General features: G+C 73.1%; 17 protein-coding genes. 8 read left to right on the top strand and 9 right to left on the bottom strand.

Annotated features, from left to right (window positions below):
* Window positions 1–249: hypothetical protein (locus tag AC069T_RS17455; RefSeq protein WP_478783617.1), on the bottom strand; the 249-nt coding region annotated here is incomplete at its 3' end.
* Between the two features lie 162 nt (window positions 250–411).
* On the opposite strand from AC069T_RS17455, the gene AC069T_RS17450 reads away from it, so the two are divergent.
* Complete coding sequence (locus tag AC069T_RS17450) at window positions 412–1,518, top strand: DUF5937 family protein (RefSeq protein ID WP_478783583.1); 1,107 nt, start codon at window positions 412–414, stop codon at window positions 1,516–1,518.
* Between the two features lie 134 nt (window positions 1,519–1,652).
* On the opposite strand, the gene AC069T_RS17445 is transcribed toward AC069T_RS17450, so the two are convergent.
* Window positions 1,653–2,324, bottom strand: coding sequence for a response regulator transcription factor (locus tag AC069T_RS17445; RefSeq protein ID WP_476753638.1), 672 nt, complete (start codon window positions 2,322–2,324; stop codon window positions 1,653–1,655).
* A gap of 186 nt (window positions 2,325–2,510) precedes the next feature.
* Window positions 2,511–3,716 carry a sensor histidine kinase gene (locus AC069T_RS17440; RefSeq protein WP_478783582.1) on the bottom strand — a complete coding sequence of 402 codons (1,206 nt, stop codon included), beginning with the start codon at window positions 3,714–3,716 and terminating at the stop codon, window positions 2,511–2,513.
* Window positions 3,717–3,880: 164 nt separating this feature from the next.
* Between AC069T_RS17440 and AC069T_RS17435 the strand changes: the two genes are divergently transcribed.
* Complete coding sequence (locus tag AC069T_RS17435) at window positions 3,881–4,987, top strand: SAM-dependent methyltransferase (RefSeq protein ID WP_478783581.1); 1,107 nt, start codon at window positions 3,881–3,883, stop codon at window positions 4,985–4,987.
* On the opposite strand, the gene AC069T_RS17430 is transcribed toward AC069T_RS17435, so the two are convergent.
* On the bottom strand, window positions 4,952–6,103 hold the full coding sequence (locus tag AC069T_RS17430) for an NADH-quinone oxidoreductase subunit D (RefSeq protein WP_478783580.1): 1,152 nt from the start codon (window positions 6,101–6,103) through the stop codon (window positions 4,952–4,954). The two genes, AC069T_RS17435 and AC069T_RS17430, sit on opposite strands and share 36 nt — an antisense overlap.
* 31 nt (window positions 6,104–6,134) lie before the next feature.
* Here AC069T_RS17430 and AC069T_RS17425 point away from each other — a divergent pair, with 31 nt between their 5' ends.
* On the top strand, window positions 6,135–6,629 hold the full coding sequence (locus AC069T_RS17425; RefSeq protein WP_478783579.1) for a PH domain-containing protein: 495 nt from the start codon (window positions 6,135–6,137) through the stop codon (window positions 6,627–6,629).
* Window positions 6,630–6,820: 191 nt separating this feature from the next.
* Window positions 6,821–8,155: a PH domain-containing protein gene (locus AC069T_RS17420; protein ID WP_478783616.1), complete on the top strand. Its 1,335-nt coding sequence runs from the start codon at window positions 6,821–6,823 to the stop codon at window positions 8,153–8,155.
* Window positions 8,156–8,338: 183 nt separating this feature from the next.
* Here the strand turns inward: AC069T_RS17420 and AC069T_RS17415 are convergent, their stop codons facing one another.
* The 4 genes from AC069T_RS17415 to AC069T_RS17400 all read right to left on the bottom strand — a co-directional run bounded on the left by AC069T_RS17415 (window position 8,339) and on the right by AC069T_RS17400 (window position 12,761).
* Entirely contained in the window at window positions 8,339–10,072 is a 1,734-nt protein-coding gene (locus AC069T_RS17415) for a coiled-coil domain-containing protein (protein WP_478783578.1), read from the bottom strand.
* A gap of 247 nt (window positions 10,073–10,319) precedes the next feature.
* Window positions 10,320–11,282 carry an ABC transporter substrate-binding protein gene (locus AC069T_RS17410; protein WP_478783577.1) on the bottom strand — a complete coding sequence of 321 codons (963 nt, stop codon included), beginning with the start codon at window positions 11,280–11,282 and terminating at the stop codon, window positions 10,320–10,322.
* A 79-nt stretch (window positions 11,283–11,361) separates the two neighbouring features.
* Window positions 11,362–12,042, bottom strand: a complete 681-nt coding sequence (locus AC069T_RS17405) for an ABC transporter permease (RefSeq protein WP_478783576.1) — start codon at window positions 12,040–12,042, stop codon at window positions 11,362–11,364.
* On the bottom strand, window positions 12,039–12,761 hold the full coding sequence (locus tag AC069T_RS17400; RefSeq protein ID WP_478783575.1) for an ABC transporter permease: 723 nt from the start codon (window positions 12,759–12,761) through the stop codon (window positions 12,039–12,041). Before AC069T_RS17400 ends, AC069T_RS17405 begins: the two co-directional genes overlap by 4 nt.
* 172 nt (window positions 12,762–12,933) lie before the next feature.
* Here AC069T_RS17400 and AC069T_RS17395 point away from each other — a divergent pair, with 172 nt between their 5' ends.
* On the top strand, window positions 12,934–14,082 hold the full coding sequence (locus AC069T_RS17395) for an ABC transporter ATP-binding protein (RefSeq protein WP_476753647.1): 1,149 nt from the start codon (window positions 12,934–12,936) through the stop codon (window positions 14,080–14,082).
* Between the two features lie 73 nt (window positions 14,083–14,155).
* Here AC069T_RS17395 and AC069T_RS17390 read toward each other — a convergent pair whose 3' ends face one another.
* A complete protein-coding gene (locus AC069T_RS17390) occupies window positions 14,156–15,283 on the bottom strand; it encodes an alpha/beta hydrolase (protein WP_478783574.1) in 1,128 nt (375 codons plus the stop codon).
* A 228-nt stretch (window positions 15,284–15,511) separates the two neighbouring features.
* Between AC069T_RS17390 and AC069T_RS17385 the strand changes: the two genes are divergently transcribed.
* The 3 genes from AC069T_RS17385 to AC069T_RS17375 all read left to right on the top strand — a co-directional run bounded on the left by AC069T_RS17385 (window position 15,512) and on the right by AC069T_RS17375 (window position 18,920).
* On the top strand, window positions 15,512–17,320 hold the full coding sequence (locus AC069T_RS17385; RefSeq protein WP_478783573.1) for a phosphatidylglycerol lysyltransferase domain-containing protein: 1,809 nt from the start codon (window positions 15,512–15,514) through the stop codon (window positions 17,318–17,320).
* A gap of 149 nt (window positions 17,321–17,469) precedes the next feature.
* Entirely contained in the window at window positions 17,470–18,420 is a 951-nt protein-coding gene (gene folP / locus AC069T_RS17380; protein WP_478783572.1) for a dihydropteroate synthase, read from the top strand.
* Entirely contained in the window at window positions 18,417–18,920 is a 504-nt protein-coding gene (locus tag AC069T_RS17375) for a nuclear transport factor 2 family protein (RefSeq protein WP_478783571.1), read from the top strand. The genes folP and AC069T_RS17375 overlap by 4 nt, the downstream gene beginning before the upstream one ends.
* Window positions 18,921–19,099 lie beyond the last annotated feature (179 nt).

Below are 19,099 nucleotides of genomic sequence, written 5' to 3'. Positions count from 1 at the left end.
GGCGCTCATTGCTTTATTTCCGGGTCGCCAGTGCAAGCGGCTCATGTACCGCCTGGCGATCCCCCCCCTCCCTCCCCCCCCCCCCCCCCTCTCTCCCCCCCCCCCCCCCCCCACGACGGCGCGGAAGCGCCGGACGTCGCGCAGTTCCCGCGCCGTCCGGCGGTCGTGGGCGCCCGGCGCGGGCGGGAGCGGCTCGCCGAGCTGCCGGGCCCGGTAGGTGTCCAGGAGGTACTGCTGGGTGATGCTCATGGCGCTTCGCCTCTTCGCGACGGAGAACGGCCGGGATCCGGTGGGGGCCCGCGGTGCCCCGGTGCTCCCAGCCTGCGCCCGTACCCGGCGTCTGTCCTGCCGGTCGACGGCCGGTGTCGAATCGGCGGCGGCGTTGTCGGTGGGGCGGTGCACCATGAGGGCATGAGCGTGAGCATCGACGTCACCGGGCTGCGGCGGGAGCGGGTCGCCGTCGTGCCGTCCCCGCTGGCCGAGCTGGGGATGGCGCTGCACGCGCTGTCCGAGCCGGGGCACCATCCGGGGCTCCAGGGCTGGGCGACCACGGTGACCGCGGGCCTCGACCCGCATCTCGCCGACCGCATGTGCGAGGCCGACTTCCTGTGGCGCACGACGTTCTCGGACCTCTTCCTGCCCGCCGCTGGCATCCCGGGCGGATCCACACTGCCGGGGGCCACGCTCGCCGAGGACCTGGACCTGCTGGACAAGCTGACGGACGAGCAGTTCGTGGCGGCGGCGCTCGAGTTCACGTGCGCGCTGTCGTACGACGTGCCCGGCCCCGACACGCTGTCCGACCCGCGGCTGCGTGCGCGTGCCCTGGAGCTGGCCGCCTCGCGCGGGCCGCACCAGGTGCGGTTCGCCCGGCGGCTGCTGGAGGACCCGCCGGGTGTGCGGGCCTGGCTGCGGCAGTTCGTGGAGGACTGTGACGAGGCGTTCTTCGCGGAGGCGTGGTCGCGGCTGCGGCACCAGCTCGCGGCGGACGCCCGGCACAAGACGGACCTGTTCCGCCGCAAGGGCCTCGCCGGGGCGCTGGCCTCGGTCTCCCCTTCCGTGACGCTGGACGAGCCCGCCGGGCGGATCGTCGTGGACAAGCTGGCCGACGGTCACACCGCCACGGCGGACGGCGGCCTGCTGCTGGTGCCGACCACGCTCGGCTGGCCGCACCTGATGGTCCTGCACCGCTACGGATGGCAGCCGGTGCTGCACTATCCGGTCGGGTCGCCCGAGCCGGCCGCCCCGCCCTCGGTCGAGCAGCTGACCCTGCGGATGACGGCGCTGTCCCACCCGGTCCGGATGCGGATCTGCCGTCATCTGGCCCGCAGCGCCTACACCACGGGCGAACTGGCGCAGGTGCACGGCATGACGGCCCCCGAGATATCCCGGCACCTCGGCGTCCTCAAGAAGGCGGGCCTGCTCACCACCCGCCGCCGCGGCCGGTACGTCCTGCACCAGCTGGACGTCACCGTGGTGGCCCGCCTCGGCAGCGACTTCCTGGAGGGCATCCTGCGCTGAGGCCTGTCCGGCCGTGGACGCTTCCTCGAAGCAGCGGGGCTCGGTGACCGTCATGGCGGCGGCCGCGACACCGTCGCGCCGGGCGAGGACTGGGTCGTTGGTCGGCCCCGGTCACCCGCCGGTCGCGTCCCCGGTCAGCCGTGGCCGCCCGCCCGTACCAGGCCCGTCTCGTAGGCGAGGACGACCACCTGGACGCGGTCGCGCAGTCCCAGCTTGGTGAGGATGCGGCCCACGTGGGTCTTGACGGTGGCCTCGGACAGGACCAGCCGGGCGGCGATCTCGCCGTTCGACAGTCCCTGCGCGACCAGCACCATGACCTCGCGCTCGCGGCCGGTGAGCCGCTCCAGCTCCGCGTGCTGGGGCTGCTTGCCGGCGTTGGGCAGCATCGGCGCGAACCGGTCGAGCAGGCGCCGGGTCGTGGAGGGCGCGACGACGGCGTCACCGCTGTGCACGGAGCGGATCGCGGTCAGCAGCTCGCCCGGCGGCACGTCCTTGAGCATGAAGCCGGAGGCGCCCGCCTTCAGCCCGGAGAACGCGTACTCGTCGAGGTCGAAGGTGGTCAGGATCAGCACCTTCGGCGGCTCGGTGTCCGAGCAGATGCGGCGGGTGGTCTCGACGCCGTCGAGTTTCGGCATGCGGACGTCCATCAGCACCACGTCGACGTCGGTCCCCCGGAGCACCTGGAGGGCCTCGACGCCGTCGCCCGCCTCGGCCACGACCTCCATGTCCGGCTGGGCGTCGAGCACCATCCGGAAGCCGGTGCGCAGCAGCACCTGGTCGTCGACGAGCATCACGCGGATCGCCATCGGGGTCCTTTCAGAAACGTACGGGGGTCAGCGGGTCGGGCGCATACGCGGCCGGGTGGGTTCCGGACAACAGGATCGGACACGGATCGGACACGGATCGGACACGGATCGGGCACGGATCGGACACGGATCGGACACGGATCGGACAGGATACGTACAGGTGTGCGGCGAACGTATGTACAGGTGTCAGTGGGCGGCCTTGAGCGGCAGCAGGGCGCTGATGCGGAAGCCTCCACCGGGGCGCGGTCCCGCGTCCAGGGTGCCGCCGACCATGCCCACCCGCTCGCGCATGCCGATCAGGCCGTGGCCCCGGCCGTCGGCGCCCCCCTCCTCGTACAGCTCGTGCGGGGCGCCCTTGCCGTCGTCCTCGACGAGCAGCCCGAGGCCGTCGTCGAAGTACACCAGCCGCACGCTGGCGCCCGCGTTCGGGCCGCCGTGCTTGCGGGTGTTGGTCAGGGCCTCCTGCACGATGCGGTACGCGGTCAGCTCGACGCCGCTGGGCAGGGGGCGCGGGGTGCCCTCGACCTTGTAGTCGACGGGCAGGCCGGCGGTGCGCACCTGCTCGATGAGGTCGTCGAGCTGCTCCACGTCGGGCTGCGGGACGTACTCGCCGCCCTCCTGGTGCTCGCCGGTGCGCAGCACGCCGAGCAGGCGGCGCATCTCGGCGAGCGCCTGCCGGCCGGTCCCCGAGATGGTCTCCAGGGCCTTCTTGGCCTGGTCGGGGGCGGTGTCGAGGACGTAGGCGGCGCCGTCGGCCTGGACCACCATGACGGAGACGTTGTGCGCGACGACGTCGTGCAGTTCCCGGGCGATCCGGGCGCGTTCGGCGGCGACCGCGACCTTCGACTGCGCCTCGCGCTCCTTCTCCAGGCGGGCGGCACGCTCCTCCAGCTGCGCGAGATAGGCGCGGCGGGTGCGGATGGAGTCGCCGAGCACCCACGCGAGCGCGAACGGCACGGTCTGGAAGACCGCTATCAGGACGATGCCCGGGGTGCCCGCCGACTCCTGGGGCCAGCGCAGCTGGGAGAGGGGTGCCGCGCACAGTCCGCCGACCAGGGCGAACCGGGAGGCCCAGCGGGCGCCGTCCGCGGCGACGGTGTAGATGATCACCAGCAGCGCGAAGTCCGCGGGCGACACCCCCACGTCCAGGACGAGTTGTGCCACGCCGGTGGCCGCCGCCAGCACGAGCATCTTCTCGGGCATCCGGCGGCGCAGCGCGATCACGAGACACAGGACGGCGGCGACCGGGAGCGCCACGGCGAGCGGCCCCCGGTGCTCCGACGCCCCGCTGACACTGCGGAGACTCACGCCGGTGATCCCGAGCAGGACGACGGCCCAGAAGCAGTCGACCCACGTGGGGTACCTGCGGAGAAAGTCATAGAGGCGCTGCACGTAACCCAGAGTAGGTAGGCCTGGTGTGTGCAGGGGTCAACCGGAGGATCGATCCGCAACCCGCACGTGTACTCCCCAAGGTGGAGGGCCCGCAGTCCTCTGCGGCTACCGGGCTCCCCGGGACGGGGCCGGCCCGGCCACCGGCAGGGCTCTAGCCTGGGCCGGTGACGGATGAGGCGGCGGACGGCTGGGGCGGACGGCGGGAGACGGCCGACGGCCGGCGCGGATGGCGTGCGGCGGCCGAGGAGGCGCTGTACGGGCCGCGCGGCTTCTACCTGCGCCCGGAGGGGCCCGCGGGGCACTTCCGCACGTCGGTCCATGCCTCCCCGCTCTTCGCGCGGGCCGTGGCGCGGCTGCTGTGCCGCGTGGACGAGGCCCTGGGACGCCCGGCCGACCTGGCCTTCGTCGACATGGCGGCGGGCCGGGGCGAACTCGTGACCGGCGTCCTCGCCGTCCTGCCCGGGGACGTCGCCGCCCGCGCGCGCGGCTACGCGGTCGAGCGGGCCGGGCGGCCCGCCGGTCTCGGTCACCGGATCGAGTGGCTGCCGGAGCCCCCGGAGGGGATCACCGGTCTGCTGTTCGCCAACGAGTGGCTCGACAACGTCCCCGTGGAGGTGGCCGAGGCGGACGCGGAGGGCGTACCGCGGCTGGTTCTCGTACACCGGGACGGGACGGAACGGCTCGGACCGCCCGTCGCGGGGGCCGACGCCGAGTGGCTGGCGCGCTGGTGGCCGACGCCGTCCGAGGGCATGCGGGCCGAGATCGGCCTCCCCAGGGACGCCGCCTGGGCCCGCGCCGTCGCCGCCCTCGACCGGGGCCTCGCCGTCGCCGTGGACTACGCGCACTTCGCGGGCGCGCGGCCCCCCTTCGGGACGCTCACCGGCTTCCGCGCGGGCCGCGAGACCCCGCCCGTGCCCGACGGGTCGTGCGACCTCACGGCGCACGTGGCGCTGGACGCGTGCGCGCTGCCCGGCGGGCGCGTGGTGACGCAGCGGGCGGCCCTGCGGGCGCTCGGCGTGCGCGGCGACCGCCCGCCGCTGTCCCTGGCGGCCACGGACCCCGCGGCCTACGTACGGGCCCTCGCGGACGCGGGCGCCGCCGCCGAGCTCACCGCCGCGGGCGGACTCGGCGACTTCGGCTGGCTGCTCCAGCCCGTCGGCGTACCGCTGGACCTGCCGGCCGGCGCGCTGGACACCCCGGCCGGTCCGCGGGACGTGCCGGCCGCCTCCGCGGACCTACTTGTCGATGTCCCCGACCACGAAGAACAGTGACCCCAGGATCGCCACCATGTCGGCCACCAGCGTGCCCGGCAGCAGCTCGGCCAGCGCCTGGATGTTGTTGTACGAGGCGGAGCGCAGCTTCAGCCGGTACGGGGTCTTCTCGCCCTTGCTGACCAGGTAGTAGCCGTTGATGCCGAGGGGGTTCTCGGTCCAGGCGTACGTGTGTCCCTCGGGGGCCTTGAGGACTTTGGGGAGCCGCTGGTTGACCGGGCCCGGCGCCAGGTCCGCGAGGCGGTCGAGGCAGGCGTCGGCGAGCGCCAGGGCGACGTGCGTCTGCTCCAGCAGGCACTCGAAGCGGGCGAGGCAGTCGCCCTCCTGGCGCGTGACCACCCTCAGCGTGTCCTGGAGTTCCGGGTAGGCGAGGTACGGCTCGTCGCGGCGCAGGTCGAAGTCGACGCCGGAGGCGCGCGCGATCGGCCCGCTCACCCCGTACGCGTGCACGGCCTCGGGCGACAGCACACCGACACCGCGCGTGCGGCCCCGGAAGATCTCGTTGCCGAGCACCAGGTCGTCGTACACGCTCATCCGCGAGCGGACGGAGGCGACGGCCTCACGCGCGCGCGTGGCCCAGCCGGCCGGCAGGTCCTCCTTGAGGCCGCCGACGCGGTTGAACATGTAGTGCATGCGCCCGCCGGAGATCTCCTCCATGACGTTCTGGAGTTCCTCGCGCTCCCGGAAGGCGTAGAAGACCGGGGTGATCCCGCCCAGCTCCAGGGGGTACGACCCGAGGAACATCAGGTGGTTGAGGACACGGTTCAGCTCCGCGAGGAGCGTGCGCATCCACACCGCGCGCTCGGGGACCTCCATGCCGAGCATCCGCTCCACGGCGAGGACCACGCCCAGCTCGTTCGAGAAGGCGGAGAGCCAGTCGTGGCGGTTGGCGAGCATGATGATCTGGCGGTAGTCGCGGGCCTCGAAGAGCTTCTCCGCGCCGCGGTGCATGTAGCCGATGACCGGCTCCGCGTGCTGGATCCGCTCGCCGTCGAGGACGAGCCGCAGCCTGAGCACGCCGTGTGTGGACGGGTGCTGGGGCCCGATGTTGAGCACCATGTCGGTGCTCTCCGCGGCGCCGCCGATACCGACCATGGTCTCCGTCGTGGGAGTCATGGGGACAGTCTCTCGTACGTACCCTTGCGGCATGGAGACGGGGACCACACAGAACGCGGCGGGCGAGCCCGTCTGGACCGGCCTGCCGCCGGGCCTGCTCCGGATGCGACGGCTGCTGCTGGTGGTGTGGGCGGGGCTGGCGGCGATCACCGCGGGACTCTGCCTCGGTCTGCTCGCCGGGCCCGGCTGGGCGGCCTTCGCGCTGCTCCCCCTCGGTCTGGCGCTGTGGGGCTGGCCGGTGCTGGGGCGCAACTGGCGCTCCTGGCGGTACGCCGAGCGCGCGGACGACCTGCTGATCAGCCGGGGCGTGCTGTGGCGCGAGGAGACCGTCGTGCCGTACGGGCGCATGCAGCTGGTCGAGGTGACCTCGGGGCCCGTGGAGCGGTACTTCGGGCTGGCGAGCGTGCAGCTGCACACGGCCGCGGCAGCGACCGACGCCCGCATTCCGGGGCTCGACCCCGAGGAGGCCGAGCGGCTGCGGGACCGGCTCACGGAACTCGGCGAGGCACGATCGGCGGGCCTGTGACCCCGCCCCCGCCGCCGGTCCCCTCCGACCCGGCACCCGCGGACCCGCCACTGCCGGGGCCCGCCGGGGTTCCGGGCACGTCAGTGCCGGGGACCGTACGGGTTCCGGACACGTCGGCGCAGGGGACCGTACGGGTTCCGGGCACGTCGGCGCCGGGGACCGCGGATGCGGACACGTCGGTGCCGGAGACCGTGGGCGTTCCCGGCGCCCACGGCGCGGTGGCGCCGGCGGAGGCGTCCGCGCTCGTCGAGCAGCGCCTGCACCCCGTGACTCCGCTGCGGCGGGCCTGGGCGCCCGTCGCCGTGCTCGCCGGCTGGGCGGTGCACGACCCCGGTCAGGCGCAGGCGCAGCTGACCCGGCTGACGACGACCACGCTGCTCGTCGGGCTGGCCGTGTTCGTCCCGGCTGCCGCCCTCTACGGCTTCCTGACCTGGTGGTTCACCCACTACGCGGTGACCGCGACCGAACTGCGCATCCGTACCGGCCTGGTGTTCCGCCGCACCGCGCACATCCGGCTCGACCGGCTCCAGGCCGTCGACGTCACCCAGCCGCTGCTGGCCCGCGTCGCCGGTGTCACCAAGCTCAAGCTCGACGTCATAGGGACCGACAAGAAGGACGAACTCGCCTACCTCGGCGAGGGTGAGGCCCGTGCCCTGCGCGCCGAACTCCTCGCGCGCGCCGCCGGTTTCGCGCCCGAGACGGCCCACGAGGTCGGTGAGGCGCCGGTACGGCGGCTGCTGCACGTGCCCGCGGGTGTCCTCGCCGTCTCCCTGGTCCTGACCGGCGCCACCTGGGGAACCCTGACCGCCGCGCTCGTCGTGCCGTCGCTGCTCTGGTTCTTCACCCACAGCGTGTGGACGGTTCTCGCGACGGGCCTGCCGCTGCTCGGCGCGGCGGGCGCGAGCAGCGTGGGACGCTTCGTCACCGAGTACGACTGGACGGTCGGCGAGTCCCCGGACGGCCTGCGGATCGACCACGGCCTCCTCGACCGTACGCACGAGACGGTGCCGCCCGGCCGGGTGCAGACCGTGCGGATCGTCGAGCCGCTGCTGTGGCGGCGGCGCGGGTGGGTCCGCGTCGAGCTGGACGTGGCCGGATCGTCCAACTCCGTGCTCGTCCCGGTCGCTCCTCGCGAGATCGCCGACGCGGTGATCGCCCGGGTGCTGCCCGGCGTGGTCGTGCCGGGCGCGCTGTCGCGTCCGCCGCGCCGGGCCGGCTGGTGTCTGCCCTTCTGGTGGCGGGGCTACGGGCTCGCCGTCACCGACACGGCGTTCGTGGCGCGCCACGGGCTGCTGCGCCGCAGCCTCGCCCTCGTACCGCACGCGAAGGTGCAGAGCGTACGGCTCGCGCAGGGGCCCTGGGCCCGCCTCAAGGGGCTCGCGGACGTCCATGTGGACACCGGCGCCGACAAGACGGTGACGGCGCGGCTGCGGGACGCCGGGGAGGCGGCGGCACTCCTGCAGTCCCAGGCCGACCGCTCCCGCACGGGGCGCGGACAGGCCCGCCCGGACCGCTGGATGGCGTGAAGCACGAAGCACGACGGGCGGCCCGCAGGACCGGGGGCCGGGGTGGCAGGTCCGTGGAAGCGCCTGCGGACGGCCCGGAGAGGCGCGGTGCGGTCCCGGCCCGGTACGACGTGAGGGCACCGGCGACAGTGCCGGTGCCCTCACGTGAACCCGTGGACGTCCTGCCTCAGCGGCCGTCCTGCCTCAGGAGACCGCGCTCCGCAGTCCCGCCACGTCGATCCGCTCCGTCTCGTCGTGCGCGGTCAGGTCGATGACCTGGCCGACCCCGCGGGACTCCTCGTCCGCGGGCTTGAACTGGACGGCCTCCGACTCGGCCTTGTGCAGCGCGAGCGCCTCCTGGCCGACGACGTCCGCGAGGTCCTCGTTCTGCACGGCCTCCAGCGCGTCCGGCGACGTGCCCTGCTGCGTGCCGAAGAAGTCGAAACCGCCCTCGACCCGCCGACGCCGCCGGGGCGCGTTCGGTACGACCGCCACGGCCGTCGGCACGGTGAAGTGCCCGGAGGGCCGGACCGACTTCACGGGCTTCGTGGGCTTCACGGGGGTGAGGGCCGCCGCCGCGGACGCGTCGTCGGCGGGGGCCTGCGGTGCGGCGGTCTCCGGGGCGGCAGCGCCGGCCGGGCGGGCGGGTGCGGGCCGGGTGGACGGCGGTCGCACGGGCACCGGCCGGACGGTCGCGGAGGCGGTTTCCCCTGCCGAGGGCGCGGCGGCCGCGCGCCGGTGCCCGTCGGCCGCCTCGGACTTCCCCTCCGCCTCGTCCTCCTGGACCTGCGCCGGCCCGGACGCGGCCTGCGCCGGGTCGTCCTTCACCGGACCGCGCCGCGCGGACGTGTCCTTCGCCGGGCCCTCCGCGGCGGCGGCCTGCGTGCCGGAACCGCCCTTGGAAGAGGGGGTCTTCGCGGGTCCACCGCGGCCGGGGCCGTCCGTGCCGGGACCCGGCTCGCGATCAGCCTCAGCGTCGGTGTGCGCATCGGCGTCGGCGTCCACCTGGAGTTCGGGTTCGGTTGCGGATCCCGAGCCGGGCTCGGGCTCGGGCTCGGGCTCGGGCTCGGGCTCGGGATCCGGATCGAGGTCGGGTGCTGATTCGGGCTCGGATCCGGAGTTCGGGTTTGCCGCCCGCTCGCCCACGATCCGGTCCAGTGCCGAGTTGGCGCGCAGGAACAGCGAGGAACCCGTCGGGGAGAACGGCTTCGAGGAGTCGCCCCCCGACTCGCCGCCCTCCGGGCGGGTTCCGTCCTCCGGGCCGGTCGGGTCCTTCAGGCCGGCGCCGGTGCGCTCGGACGCCGGAGTGGGCGACGGCGCCGGAACCGTACGAGCCGCCTCGGCGGCCGACGCGGACCCCGGACCCGCCGACGGGACGGCGGCACCGGACGCCGCGGCACCGGACGCCCCCGGGGACGCCACGGCCCCGGGCGCCTGCGCTGTCCGGTCGGCCGAGGCCGCGGTCAGCGCCCGTGCGGGAACCGCCGTCTCTATCGCGAGCACTCGACGGCTCTCCAGCGCGGTCGCGCGCTCCGTCTCCGCCGTGGCGTACCGCCGCAGCAGCGCCGCGTGTTCGTTGCGAAGGCCTGCCAGTTCCGCCCGCTTGGCACGCAGCCGCTGCTCCAGCTTGGTGCGCAGCTCGCGAGACTCCTCGAGGTCGGTCTCCAGTTCGGCGACCCGCTCCTCGTAGCGCCACTCGTCGCCCGCACGCGCGCGCGTGAGCTCCGCGACGCGCTTGCCCGCGGCCGTGTCCCAGCGGCGCATGACGACCGAACCCACCACGGTCGTCAGCGCGGCGGCCGCGGCCAGCCCACGGAGCACCGAGGGCTCCGTGAACAGCCAGGGTCCGACGGCGCAGAGAAGCGAGACGCCGGCGATCGCCGAAGGAGGCAGCAGCCTGTGCAAGGGCGGGGAATGACGGTGACGTCCACGTGGCATGGCCAGAAACTTACCGCGCGTAGGCGAATCATGGTGCCCCGCGAGGTAAAAACACAGCCACCCCGCACCCTTCACACGCCCCGGGCACGAACACGATCACCGCATCGCCTCGCGAAAGCGCCACAACCTCAGGGCGAAGCCCCTCCCACGTCTTCGCAAAGACGTTGCAGGGGCCGCCACTTCGGTCCGCGGGAGACCCGTCACTTCACTCCCGCGAAGAGCGCATTCCGCCGGAGAGGCGGGGCGGCTACTTCTTGATCAGCCCCTTCGACTCCAGATACTCCTTCGCCACGTCGGCTTCCTTCTGGCGCTCCGCGTCGACCTTGCGGTTGAGTTCCACAAGATCATTCGTGGTGAGCGTTTCCGTCAACTTCCCCAGGGCGTCGGCTATCGCCCGGTCGCCGGCGTCCTTCGCGTTCACCACCGGAAGCACGTTGTCCGCGTTCTGCAGCTTCTTGTCGTCCTGAAGGAGCACGAGGTCGAAGTTCTTCAGCGTCGCGTCCGTGGTCGTGGTGAGGACCAGCTGGTCCGTGCCGTTGCTGACCGCCTGCTTCGACTGCGTCGTACCGACGCCCTTGGGGTCGATTCCTGATACGTCGATGCCGTACGTCTTCTTCAGACCCGGCGCGCAGAAGGGCCGCGTCTCGCATTCGTCGCCGGCCGCGATCTTGACCTTGACGCCCGACCTGCCGAGGTCGGAAAGGGTCTTGAGGTCGTGCTTCTCGGCGAATTCGGTGCTGACCGCGAACGCGTTCTGGTCGACCGCCGCACCGGCCGGCAGCACCTTGAGGCCCTTCGGCCCGGCGAGCTTCTCCAGTGCGGCGACCGTGGCGCCGACATCAGCGGAGGCGACGGGCTTCGCCTTCGGGCCGTTCTCCTTCACGTTGAGGAATTCCGCGAGGGTCGCCGCGTAATCGGGGACGATGTCGATGGCCCCCTTCTCCAGCTGGGGTTCGTAGATCTCGCGGTTCTCGACGGTCTTGACCGAGACGCTGTAACCCGCATTGTCGAGCACCTGCTTGTAGAGCTCGCCGAGGACCTTCGCCTCGGTGAACCCGGCCGCGCCGACCACGAGCTTGCCCTTGCCGCCGCCCGCCGCCTTGTCGGGGCCGTCGTCCTCCAGGCTGTCCCCGCCGCACGCGGTGAGCCCCGCGGTCAGCGCGCCGACGGCCACCGCCGCGACCGCCATCCGACGCGTTCTGCTGTTCATCGTTACCCCTCTTCGGAAGTCGTACGTCATCACGGTGCGCCCAGAACCGGGAGGTCACCGCGTATCGAGAAGCCGGATGTCACCGGGCGGTGCCCTGGCGCCCGCGCATCGGGTCGAAGACCCGTCCCGCCATCACCAGCGCGCCCTCGATCAGCAGCGCGAGCACGGCGACGAGGAACGCGCCGGCCACCACCTGCGGCGTGTTCTGCAGGCTGAATCCGGCGGTGATGATCCGGCCGAGTCCGCCCTCGCCGGCCGCCGCGGCGAGCGTCGCCGTGGCGATGATCTGCACCGTCGCGGACCGCACCCCGGTCATGATCAGCGGATACGCCAGCGGCAGTTCGACCTGCCGGAACACCTGGCCACCGCTCATGCCCATCCCGCGGGCCGCCTCCACGACGGACCTGTCCACCTCGCTCATGCCGATGTACGCGTTCGTCAGCAGCGGCGGCACGGCGAACAGCACCAGCGCGATGAGCGTGGGCAGGTCCCCGTGCCGGCCGAGCGGGGTGAGGGTGAGCAGGACGAGCACGGCGAGCGTGGGCACCGCCCGCCCCACGTTGGAGAGGTTCACGGCGAGCGCGCCCCCCTTGCCGATGTGCCCGAGCCACAGCGCGAGCGGCAGCGCGACGAGACAGGAGACGGCGAGCGTGACCCCGCTGAAGTACAGATGCTCGGTGAGCCGGTGCCAGACCCCCTTGTCGCCCTGCCAGTTCGCACCGGTCGTCAGCCAGTCGTACGCACCCGATACCGCGTTCACGCCGCCTCAGCCACCTTCGCCGGGGCCGCACGCCGCCGTATTCGGGGGGCGCGGGTCACCCGCGCCCAGGGAGTGAGCAGCCGCTGGAGCCCGAGCAGCAGCAGATCGGCGGCCAGGGCCAGCAGCACGCAGATCACGGACGCGGTGAGCACCTGCGCCTTGAAGTCGCTGTGGAGGCCGCTGACGATGAGCGTGCCGAGACCGCCGTAGTCCACGATGTACCCGACGGTCGTCAGGGCCACGGTCGAGACGGTGGCGATGCGGACCCCGGCGAGGACCGAGGGCAGCGCCAGCGGCAGTTCGATTTCCCAGAGCAGCCGCGCGGATCCGTAGCCCAGACCTCGGGCGGCCTCGCGGGCCTCCTCCGGGACGGCGTGCAGCCCGGCGAGGATGTTCCGTACGAGGATCGTCAGGGAGTACAGGACGAGTCCCGTGACGACCAGGGAGGCCGAGAGGCCGAACAGGGGCAGCAGCAGCGAGAACATCGCGAGCGAGGGGACCGAGTACAGGACGGTCGTCAGACCGAGGATCGGCCCGGCGAAGGCGCGGAACCGGCGGGCCAGCAGCGCCAGCGGGAAGGCCACGACGACACCGATGGCCACGGAGACCACGGTGATCCACACGTGCTGCACCGTCGCGTCGGTGAGCTCCTGGCTGCGGGAGCGGACGTACTCCCCGCAGATCCAGTCGTTGGCCACCAGGCAGTTCTGCTCGCTCACTCCGCCCACCTCCCCCACATCATCGAACGTATGCCAGTGGACCGCACGCCCGCACATCGTTTTGACTTGCTGGCGACCCTAACGCCGACCACTGACAATGGCCGAGAGTCGCCGTACGAGCGAAACACCGCCTTCACACAACGTCCGCCGTCCGCGGCCACAATGGGGAGCCATGATCCGGTTCGAGAACGTCACCAAGCGGTACGCGGACGGCACCACGGCCGTCGACGACCTGTCCTTCGAGGTCGCCGAGGGGGAGCTGGTCACGCTGGTCGGCCCCTCGGGCTGCGGCAAGACCACCACGATGAAGATGGTGAACCGGCTCATCGAACCGTCGAGCGGCCGGATATTCCTGGACGGCGAGGACATATCCACCGTCGACCCCGTCCGGCTCCGCCGCCGTATCGGCTACGTCATCCAGCAGGTCGGCCTCTTCCCGCACAAGACGGTGCTGGACAACACGGCGACCGTCCCACACCTGCTCGGCGTCAAGCGCGCCAAGGCCCGCGAGCGCGCGGCCGAGCTCCTCGACCTGGTCGGTCTCGACCCGTCCGTCTACGGCGGCCGCTACCCCGAGCAGCTGTCCGGCGGCCAGCGCCAGCGCGTCGGCGTGGCCCGGGCCCTGGCCGCCGACCCGCCCGTGCTGCTCATGGACGAGCCGTTCGGCGCGGTCGACCCGGTGGTGCGCGAGCACCTGCAGAACGAGTTCCTGAGGCTCCAGCAGTCCGTACGCAAGACGGTCCTGTTCGTCACGCACGACATCGAGGAGGCCGTACGTCTCGGCGACCGCATCGCCGTCTACGGCGCCGGCCGCATCGAGCAGTTCGACACCCCGTCCGCCGTCCTGGGCGCCCCGGCGACCGACTACGTGGCGGACTTCGTGGGCGCGGACCGGGGCCTGAAGCGGCTCTCGGTGACGCCCATCGAGGAGAGCGACCTCGACCAGCCGCCCGTGGTGCGCCTCGACGATCCGCTGCCCGGGAAGCTCGACGCGCCCTGGGCGGTCGTCCTGGACGCGAACGGCGACCTGCACGGCTGGATCTCCGCCGACCACGCGCGCGGGCGGACCGGCACGGTCAGGGAGCACGCCCGCCGCATGGAGGCCTGGCTGCCGGTGGGCGCGTCCCTGAAGCAGGCGTTCTCGACGATGCTCCAGCACGACGCCGGCTGGATCGCCGTCATCGACGAGAACAGCGAGGGCCGCTTCCTGGGGGTCCTCACCCCCGCCCGGCTGCACGAGGCCCTGCGCCGCTCCACCGCCGCGGACGCCCGGGACATCGCCCGCGCGGACGTCGATCTGGAGACGGTCAGCGGCTCCTGAGGCCCGCCGGCCGCCCAGGCCGCGGGCCCTCGCCGCGGGCCCTTGGCCGCAGACGGCCGGGGTCCCGCGGTGCTCAGCGGTCGCTCAGCCGTCCGCTGATCCACTGGAGGGTGCCGGGGATCTCGCGCCGCCAGGTGTTGAAGTTGTGTCCGCCGCTGTCGAGGATGACCGACGCGATCCGGGTCGGCGGCCTCGACTTCACCAGCTCTATGAACTTCAGCGTGTCCCGGTAGTTCGCCTCCCCCTGCCTGCTGCTGGTGACGAGCAGTGAGGTGTCGGGCGCGGGCCGGTGCTTGAGGTACCACCACAGGTCGGCGTGGTCGCGCAGCGCCACGTCCCCGTGGAAGAGGTCGCCCGTCGTGGGGTCAATGGGCGCCCGGTAGTACGGCGAGAGCCCCGCCCCCGCGGCGTACGTCCCGGGGTGGTGGACGGCGAGTTTCAGTGCGCAGTACCCGCCCGTGGAGTCGCCCACGACGCCCCAGCTGCCGGGCTTCCTGCCCACCCGGTAGTGGGCCGCCACGGCGTCGGGGAGGTCCTTGGCGAAGAAGGACTCGGCCTGCGGGCCGCCGGGTACGTCGACGCACTCGGTGTCCCGCGGCGGCGCCACGGTCGGCCGCAGCATGACCAGGATCATCGGCTGGATCTTCCCGTCCTTGGCCATCGCGTGCGCCGTCTGCGGGTAGTGCAGCCCCTTGATGAGCGCCTCGGCGGTGCCCGGGTAGCCGGTGAGGACGGTGACGGCCGGGAACGTCCGGGTGCGGTACCGCGGCTGGAAGTACTCCGGCGGCAGGTACACGTACGCGGGCGTGGCGATGTGGGTCGTACGGCCGACCACGTCGACCTTCTGGATCTGGCCGCCGACCTGCGGACGCGCCCCGCCCGACACGTTCACCTGCTGGGTGCCGACGACCTGGAGGGGGCCGCCGCCCGCCCCGCCGGGGCCGTGGTCGACGACCACGCCCTGACCGCTCTCCCGGCCGAACAGATCCGCCCAACTGGCGTAGAAGCCGAAGGCCTGGTTGGCGCAGAGCCCGACGGCGGCGAAGACCGCGACCTGGGTGGCCAGCAGCAGCCCGACCCGGCCGCTGACGGCCCGCCAGGTGTGCCGCGCCAGCCGCGGCCACAGCCACACCGTGCCGAGGAACAGCAGCACGGCGGCCACGACCGCCAGTACCAGCACCTTGTTGCTCGTGAGACCCATGGGCTCTTCCTGCCTGCGCTTTCCGGTCCCGGGCGCGCGCCACGCCTCTTCGCGGACGCTTGCCCGGGACTTTCCCTGCCTTTTGAAACGGCTTTCCGGAAGGGAGTGAACCTGTCTCCCCAAGACACCGTCCTAGAGGGCGCAATGTCGCCGGATGCCGGATTGGCACCGGATTCACGGTCTCTCGCGGAACTACGGGATGCGATGTCTGTCAGGATAGATGGGGAAATGTCCGGCGCGGTTCCGGACCGGCCGCACAAGACGCGCCGACTGCTCCGCGGCCCGAGTGCCGAGGCCGCCCCCACGGTGGTCGCCCGGGCCTGCGCCCTCGTAGGACTCCTGGACATCTCCGCAGGTGTCTTCCCGCGTTTCCGGCACAGCCGCATGCACACGCTGGCCGAGGTACTGCCGGGCGCGCTGGGCCCGTTCGCCGCCGCGCTGTCGCTCAGTGCCGGCGTGCTCCTGCTGCTCCTCGCGCACGGGCTGCGCCGTCACAAGCGCCGGGCGTGGCGGGCCGCCGTCGTCCTGCTGCCGGCCGGTGCCGTGGCCCAGTTCGCGTACCGGCACTCCCTCATCGGCGTCGCCATCTCCCTCGCGCTGCTCGTGCCGCTGCTGCGCCACCGCGGTGAGTTCGCCGCCCTGCCCGACCCGCGCAGCCGGTGGCGGGCCCTCGCCAACTTCGTGCTGATGGGCGCCGGTTCACTGGCCCTCGGGCTGGTCATCGTCAGCGTCCACTCCGACCGGATGACCGGCGACCCCAGCCTCGCCGACCGCATCCAGCACGTGCTGTTCGGCCTCTTCGGCTTCACCGGCCCCGTCGACTACACGGGACCCACCTCCTGGACGGTCGCCTTCTCCCTCGGCGCGCTCGGCCTCCTGACCGCCGTCACCACGATCTACCTGGCCTTCCGGCCCGAACACCCCGCCGCGCGGCTCACACCGGACGACGAGAGCCGGCTGCGCGCCCTGCTGGAACGGCACGGCGGCCGCGACTCCCTCGGCCACTTCGCGCTCCGCCGCGACAAGGCCGTCGTCTTCTCCCCCAGCGGCAAGGCCGCGGTCACCTACCGCGTCGTCTCGGGTGTGATGCTCGCGAGCGGCGACCCGATCGGCGACGTGGAGGCCTGGCCCGGCGCCATCGAGCGCTTCATGGACGAGGCCAGGGCCCACTCCTGGACGCCCGCCGTCATGGGCTGCTCGGAGACGGGCGGTGAGGTGTGGACGCGCGAGACCGGGCTCGACGCCCTCGAACTGGGCGACGAGGCGGTGGTGGACGTCGCGGATTTCAGCCTGTCCGGGCGCGCGATGCGCAATGTGCGCCAGATGGTGAAGCGCATCGAGCGGGCCGGTTACGAAACCCGCGTCCGGCGCGTCCGTGACCTCGGCGAGGGCGAACTCGACCGGATACGCCGGGCGGCCGAGGACTGGCGCGGCACCGACACCGAACGCGGCTTCTCCATGGCGCTGGGCCGCATCGGCGACCCCGCGGACGGCGACTGCCTGATCGCCACCGCCCACAAGGCCGACGCCCGGCCGGGCCCGTACGGCGACCTCAAGGCCGTCCTGCACTTCGTCCCGTGGGGTGCCGACGGCGTCTCGCTCGACCTCATGCGCCGCGACCGTGCGGCCGACCCCGGCATGAACGAACTCCTCATCGTGGCCGCCCTGCAGGCGGCCCCCCGCCTGGGCATCGCACACGTGTCCCTGAACTTCGCGATGTTCCGCGCGGCGCTGGCCCGCGGCGAGAAGATCGGGGCGGGGCCGGTGCTGCGCGCCTGGCGCGGCCTGCTGGTCTTCCTGTCCCGCTGGTTCCAGATCGAGTCCCTGTACAAGTTCAACGCCAAGTTCCGGCCCCGCTGGGAGCCCCGCTTCGTCGTCTACCGCTCCTCCGGCGAACTCCCGCGGATCGGCCTCGCGGCCATGCAGGCGGAAGGGTTCGTGAACCTGGCCCTGCCCCGGCTGCTGCGCCGCCGCACGCCGGTACCCCGCCGCCCCTGCGCGCACGGGGTCACGGAGCGGGAGATCCGGCCGGCGTGAACCCCCGGGAACGTGCCGGGGCGGGTCCTCCCGCCCCGGCCCCGGGGTGCCTCCCTCGGGCCCTCGCGTCCGCAGAGCCCGCCGACGGCGGGGACGGGCCGGTCCGCCCGAGGGGAAGCGGCCCACCCCCGGAGGCCTAGGCTGGACGTATGAGCACCAAGAGCGGGCGCGGCGAAGTCGCGGGGCTGCCGGCATGGGACCGCTGCGCGGTCATGGGGGTCGTCAACGTGACGCCCGACTCCTTCTCCGACGGGGGCCGCTGGTTCGACACGACGGCCGCTGTCAAGCACGGCCTCGGTCTGGTCGCCGAGGGCGCCGACCTGGTGGACGTCGGCGGTGAGTCGACCCGTCCCGGGGCCACCCGCGTCGACGAGGCCGAGGAACTGCGGCGCGTCGTCCCCGTCGTGCGGGGACTGGCCTCGGAGGGCGTGACCGTCTCGGTCGACACCATGCGCGCCTCGGTCGCCGAGCAGTCCCTCGCCGCCGGGGCCGCCCTCGTCAACGACGTCAGCGGCGGCCTCGCCGACCCCGCGATGATCCCGGTCGTCGCCGCCGCAGGCGCCCCCTTCGTGGTCATGCACTGGCGCGGCTTCCTCACGGGCGGCAACGTCGAGGGCTCGTACGAGGACGTCGTCTCCGAGGTCGTCGACGAACTCCACGCGCGCGTGGAGGCCGTTCTGGCGGGCGGCATCGCCCCCGACCGGATCGTCCTGGACCCCGGCCTCGGCTTCTCCAAGGAGGCCGGCCACGACCTGTCCCTGCTGGCCCACCTCGACCGGCTGCTTGCCCTCGGCCACCCGCTGCTCGTCGCGGCCTCCCGAAAACGTTTCCTCGGTCGTGTTCTGGCGGGCCCCGAGGGCGCCCCGCCGCCCGCCCGCGAACGGGATGCCGCCACCGCCGCCGTCTCCGCGCTCGCCGCCCAGCAGGGCGCCTGGGCCGTCCGTGTCCACGAGGTGCGGGCCACCGCCGACGCCGTCCGGGTCGCCCGTGCCGTGGAGGGTGCCCGCGCCGGCACGCCCGCCCGGGCCGCGGGCACCGTCCCCGGCACCGCGGTCCGGGACGCCGGCCCGCACGAGCCGGGCGGAGCGGGAGACCGGTGAGCGCGCCCCACACCGACGTCGAGCAGGTGGAGCTCGCCAACACCGCCTACTACGAGGCGATGGAGCGAGGTGACTTCGACGAAGTGTCCTCACTCTGGATCACACCGTCGGATCTCGGCCACGACGAAGACGTCCACGACCCGGCGGACGCCGCCGTGATCTCCTGCGTCCACCCCGGCTGGCCCGTGCTGTTCGGCCGCGGCGAGGTCCTCAGGTCGTATGCGCTGATCATGGCGAACACCGAGTACATCCAGTTCTTCCTCACCGACGTCCACGTCTCCGTCACCGGCGACACCGCCCTGGTGACCTGCACCGAGAACATCCTGAGCGGCGGTCCGCCGCCGGCGGACGGCGACGAGCTGGGCCCGCTCGTGGGCCAGCTCGTCGTCGCCACCAACGTGTTCCACCGCACACCGGACGGCTGGAAACTCTGGTCGCACCACGCCTCGCCAGTACTGGCCGAATCCGGTACCGAGGACGACGAGGACACACCCGGTTGAGTGGGTAGGCGCGCAGCAGCGGTTCGAACCACGGGGCCCTGGGTAGGGGCGGCTATCAACCCGTGAGCCGCCGTGTTCCCCATGGGAAACGTCCGGTGCAGCCCTGGCGGCTTCGCACCGGCGCCCCACCCGTGGCCGAGCACTGTCAGTGCCCGCAGGTAGATTCACCTGAGGCTGGT

This window comes from Streptomyces sp. NPDC043867 (assembly GCF_056435845.1).
This window is presented reverse-complemented; position numbering and strand designations above follow the sequence as displayed.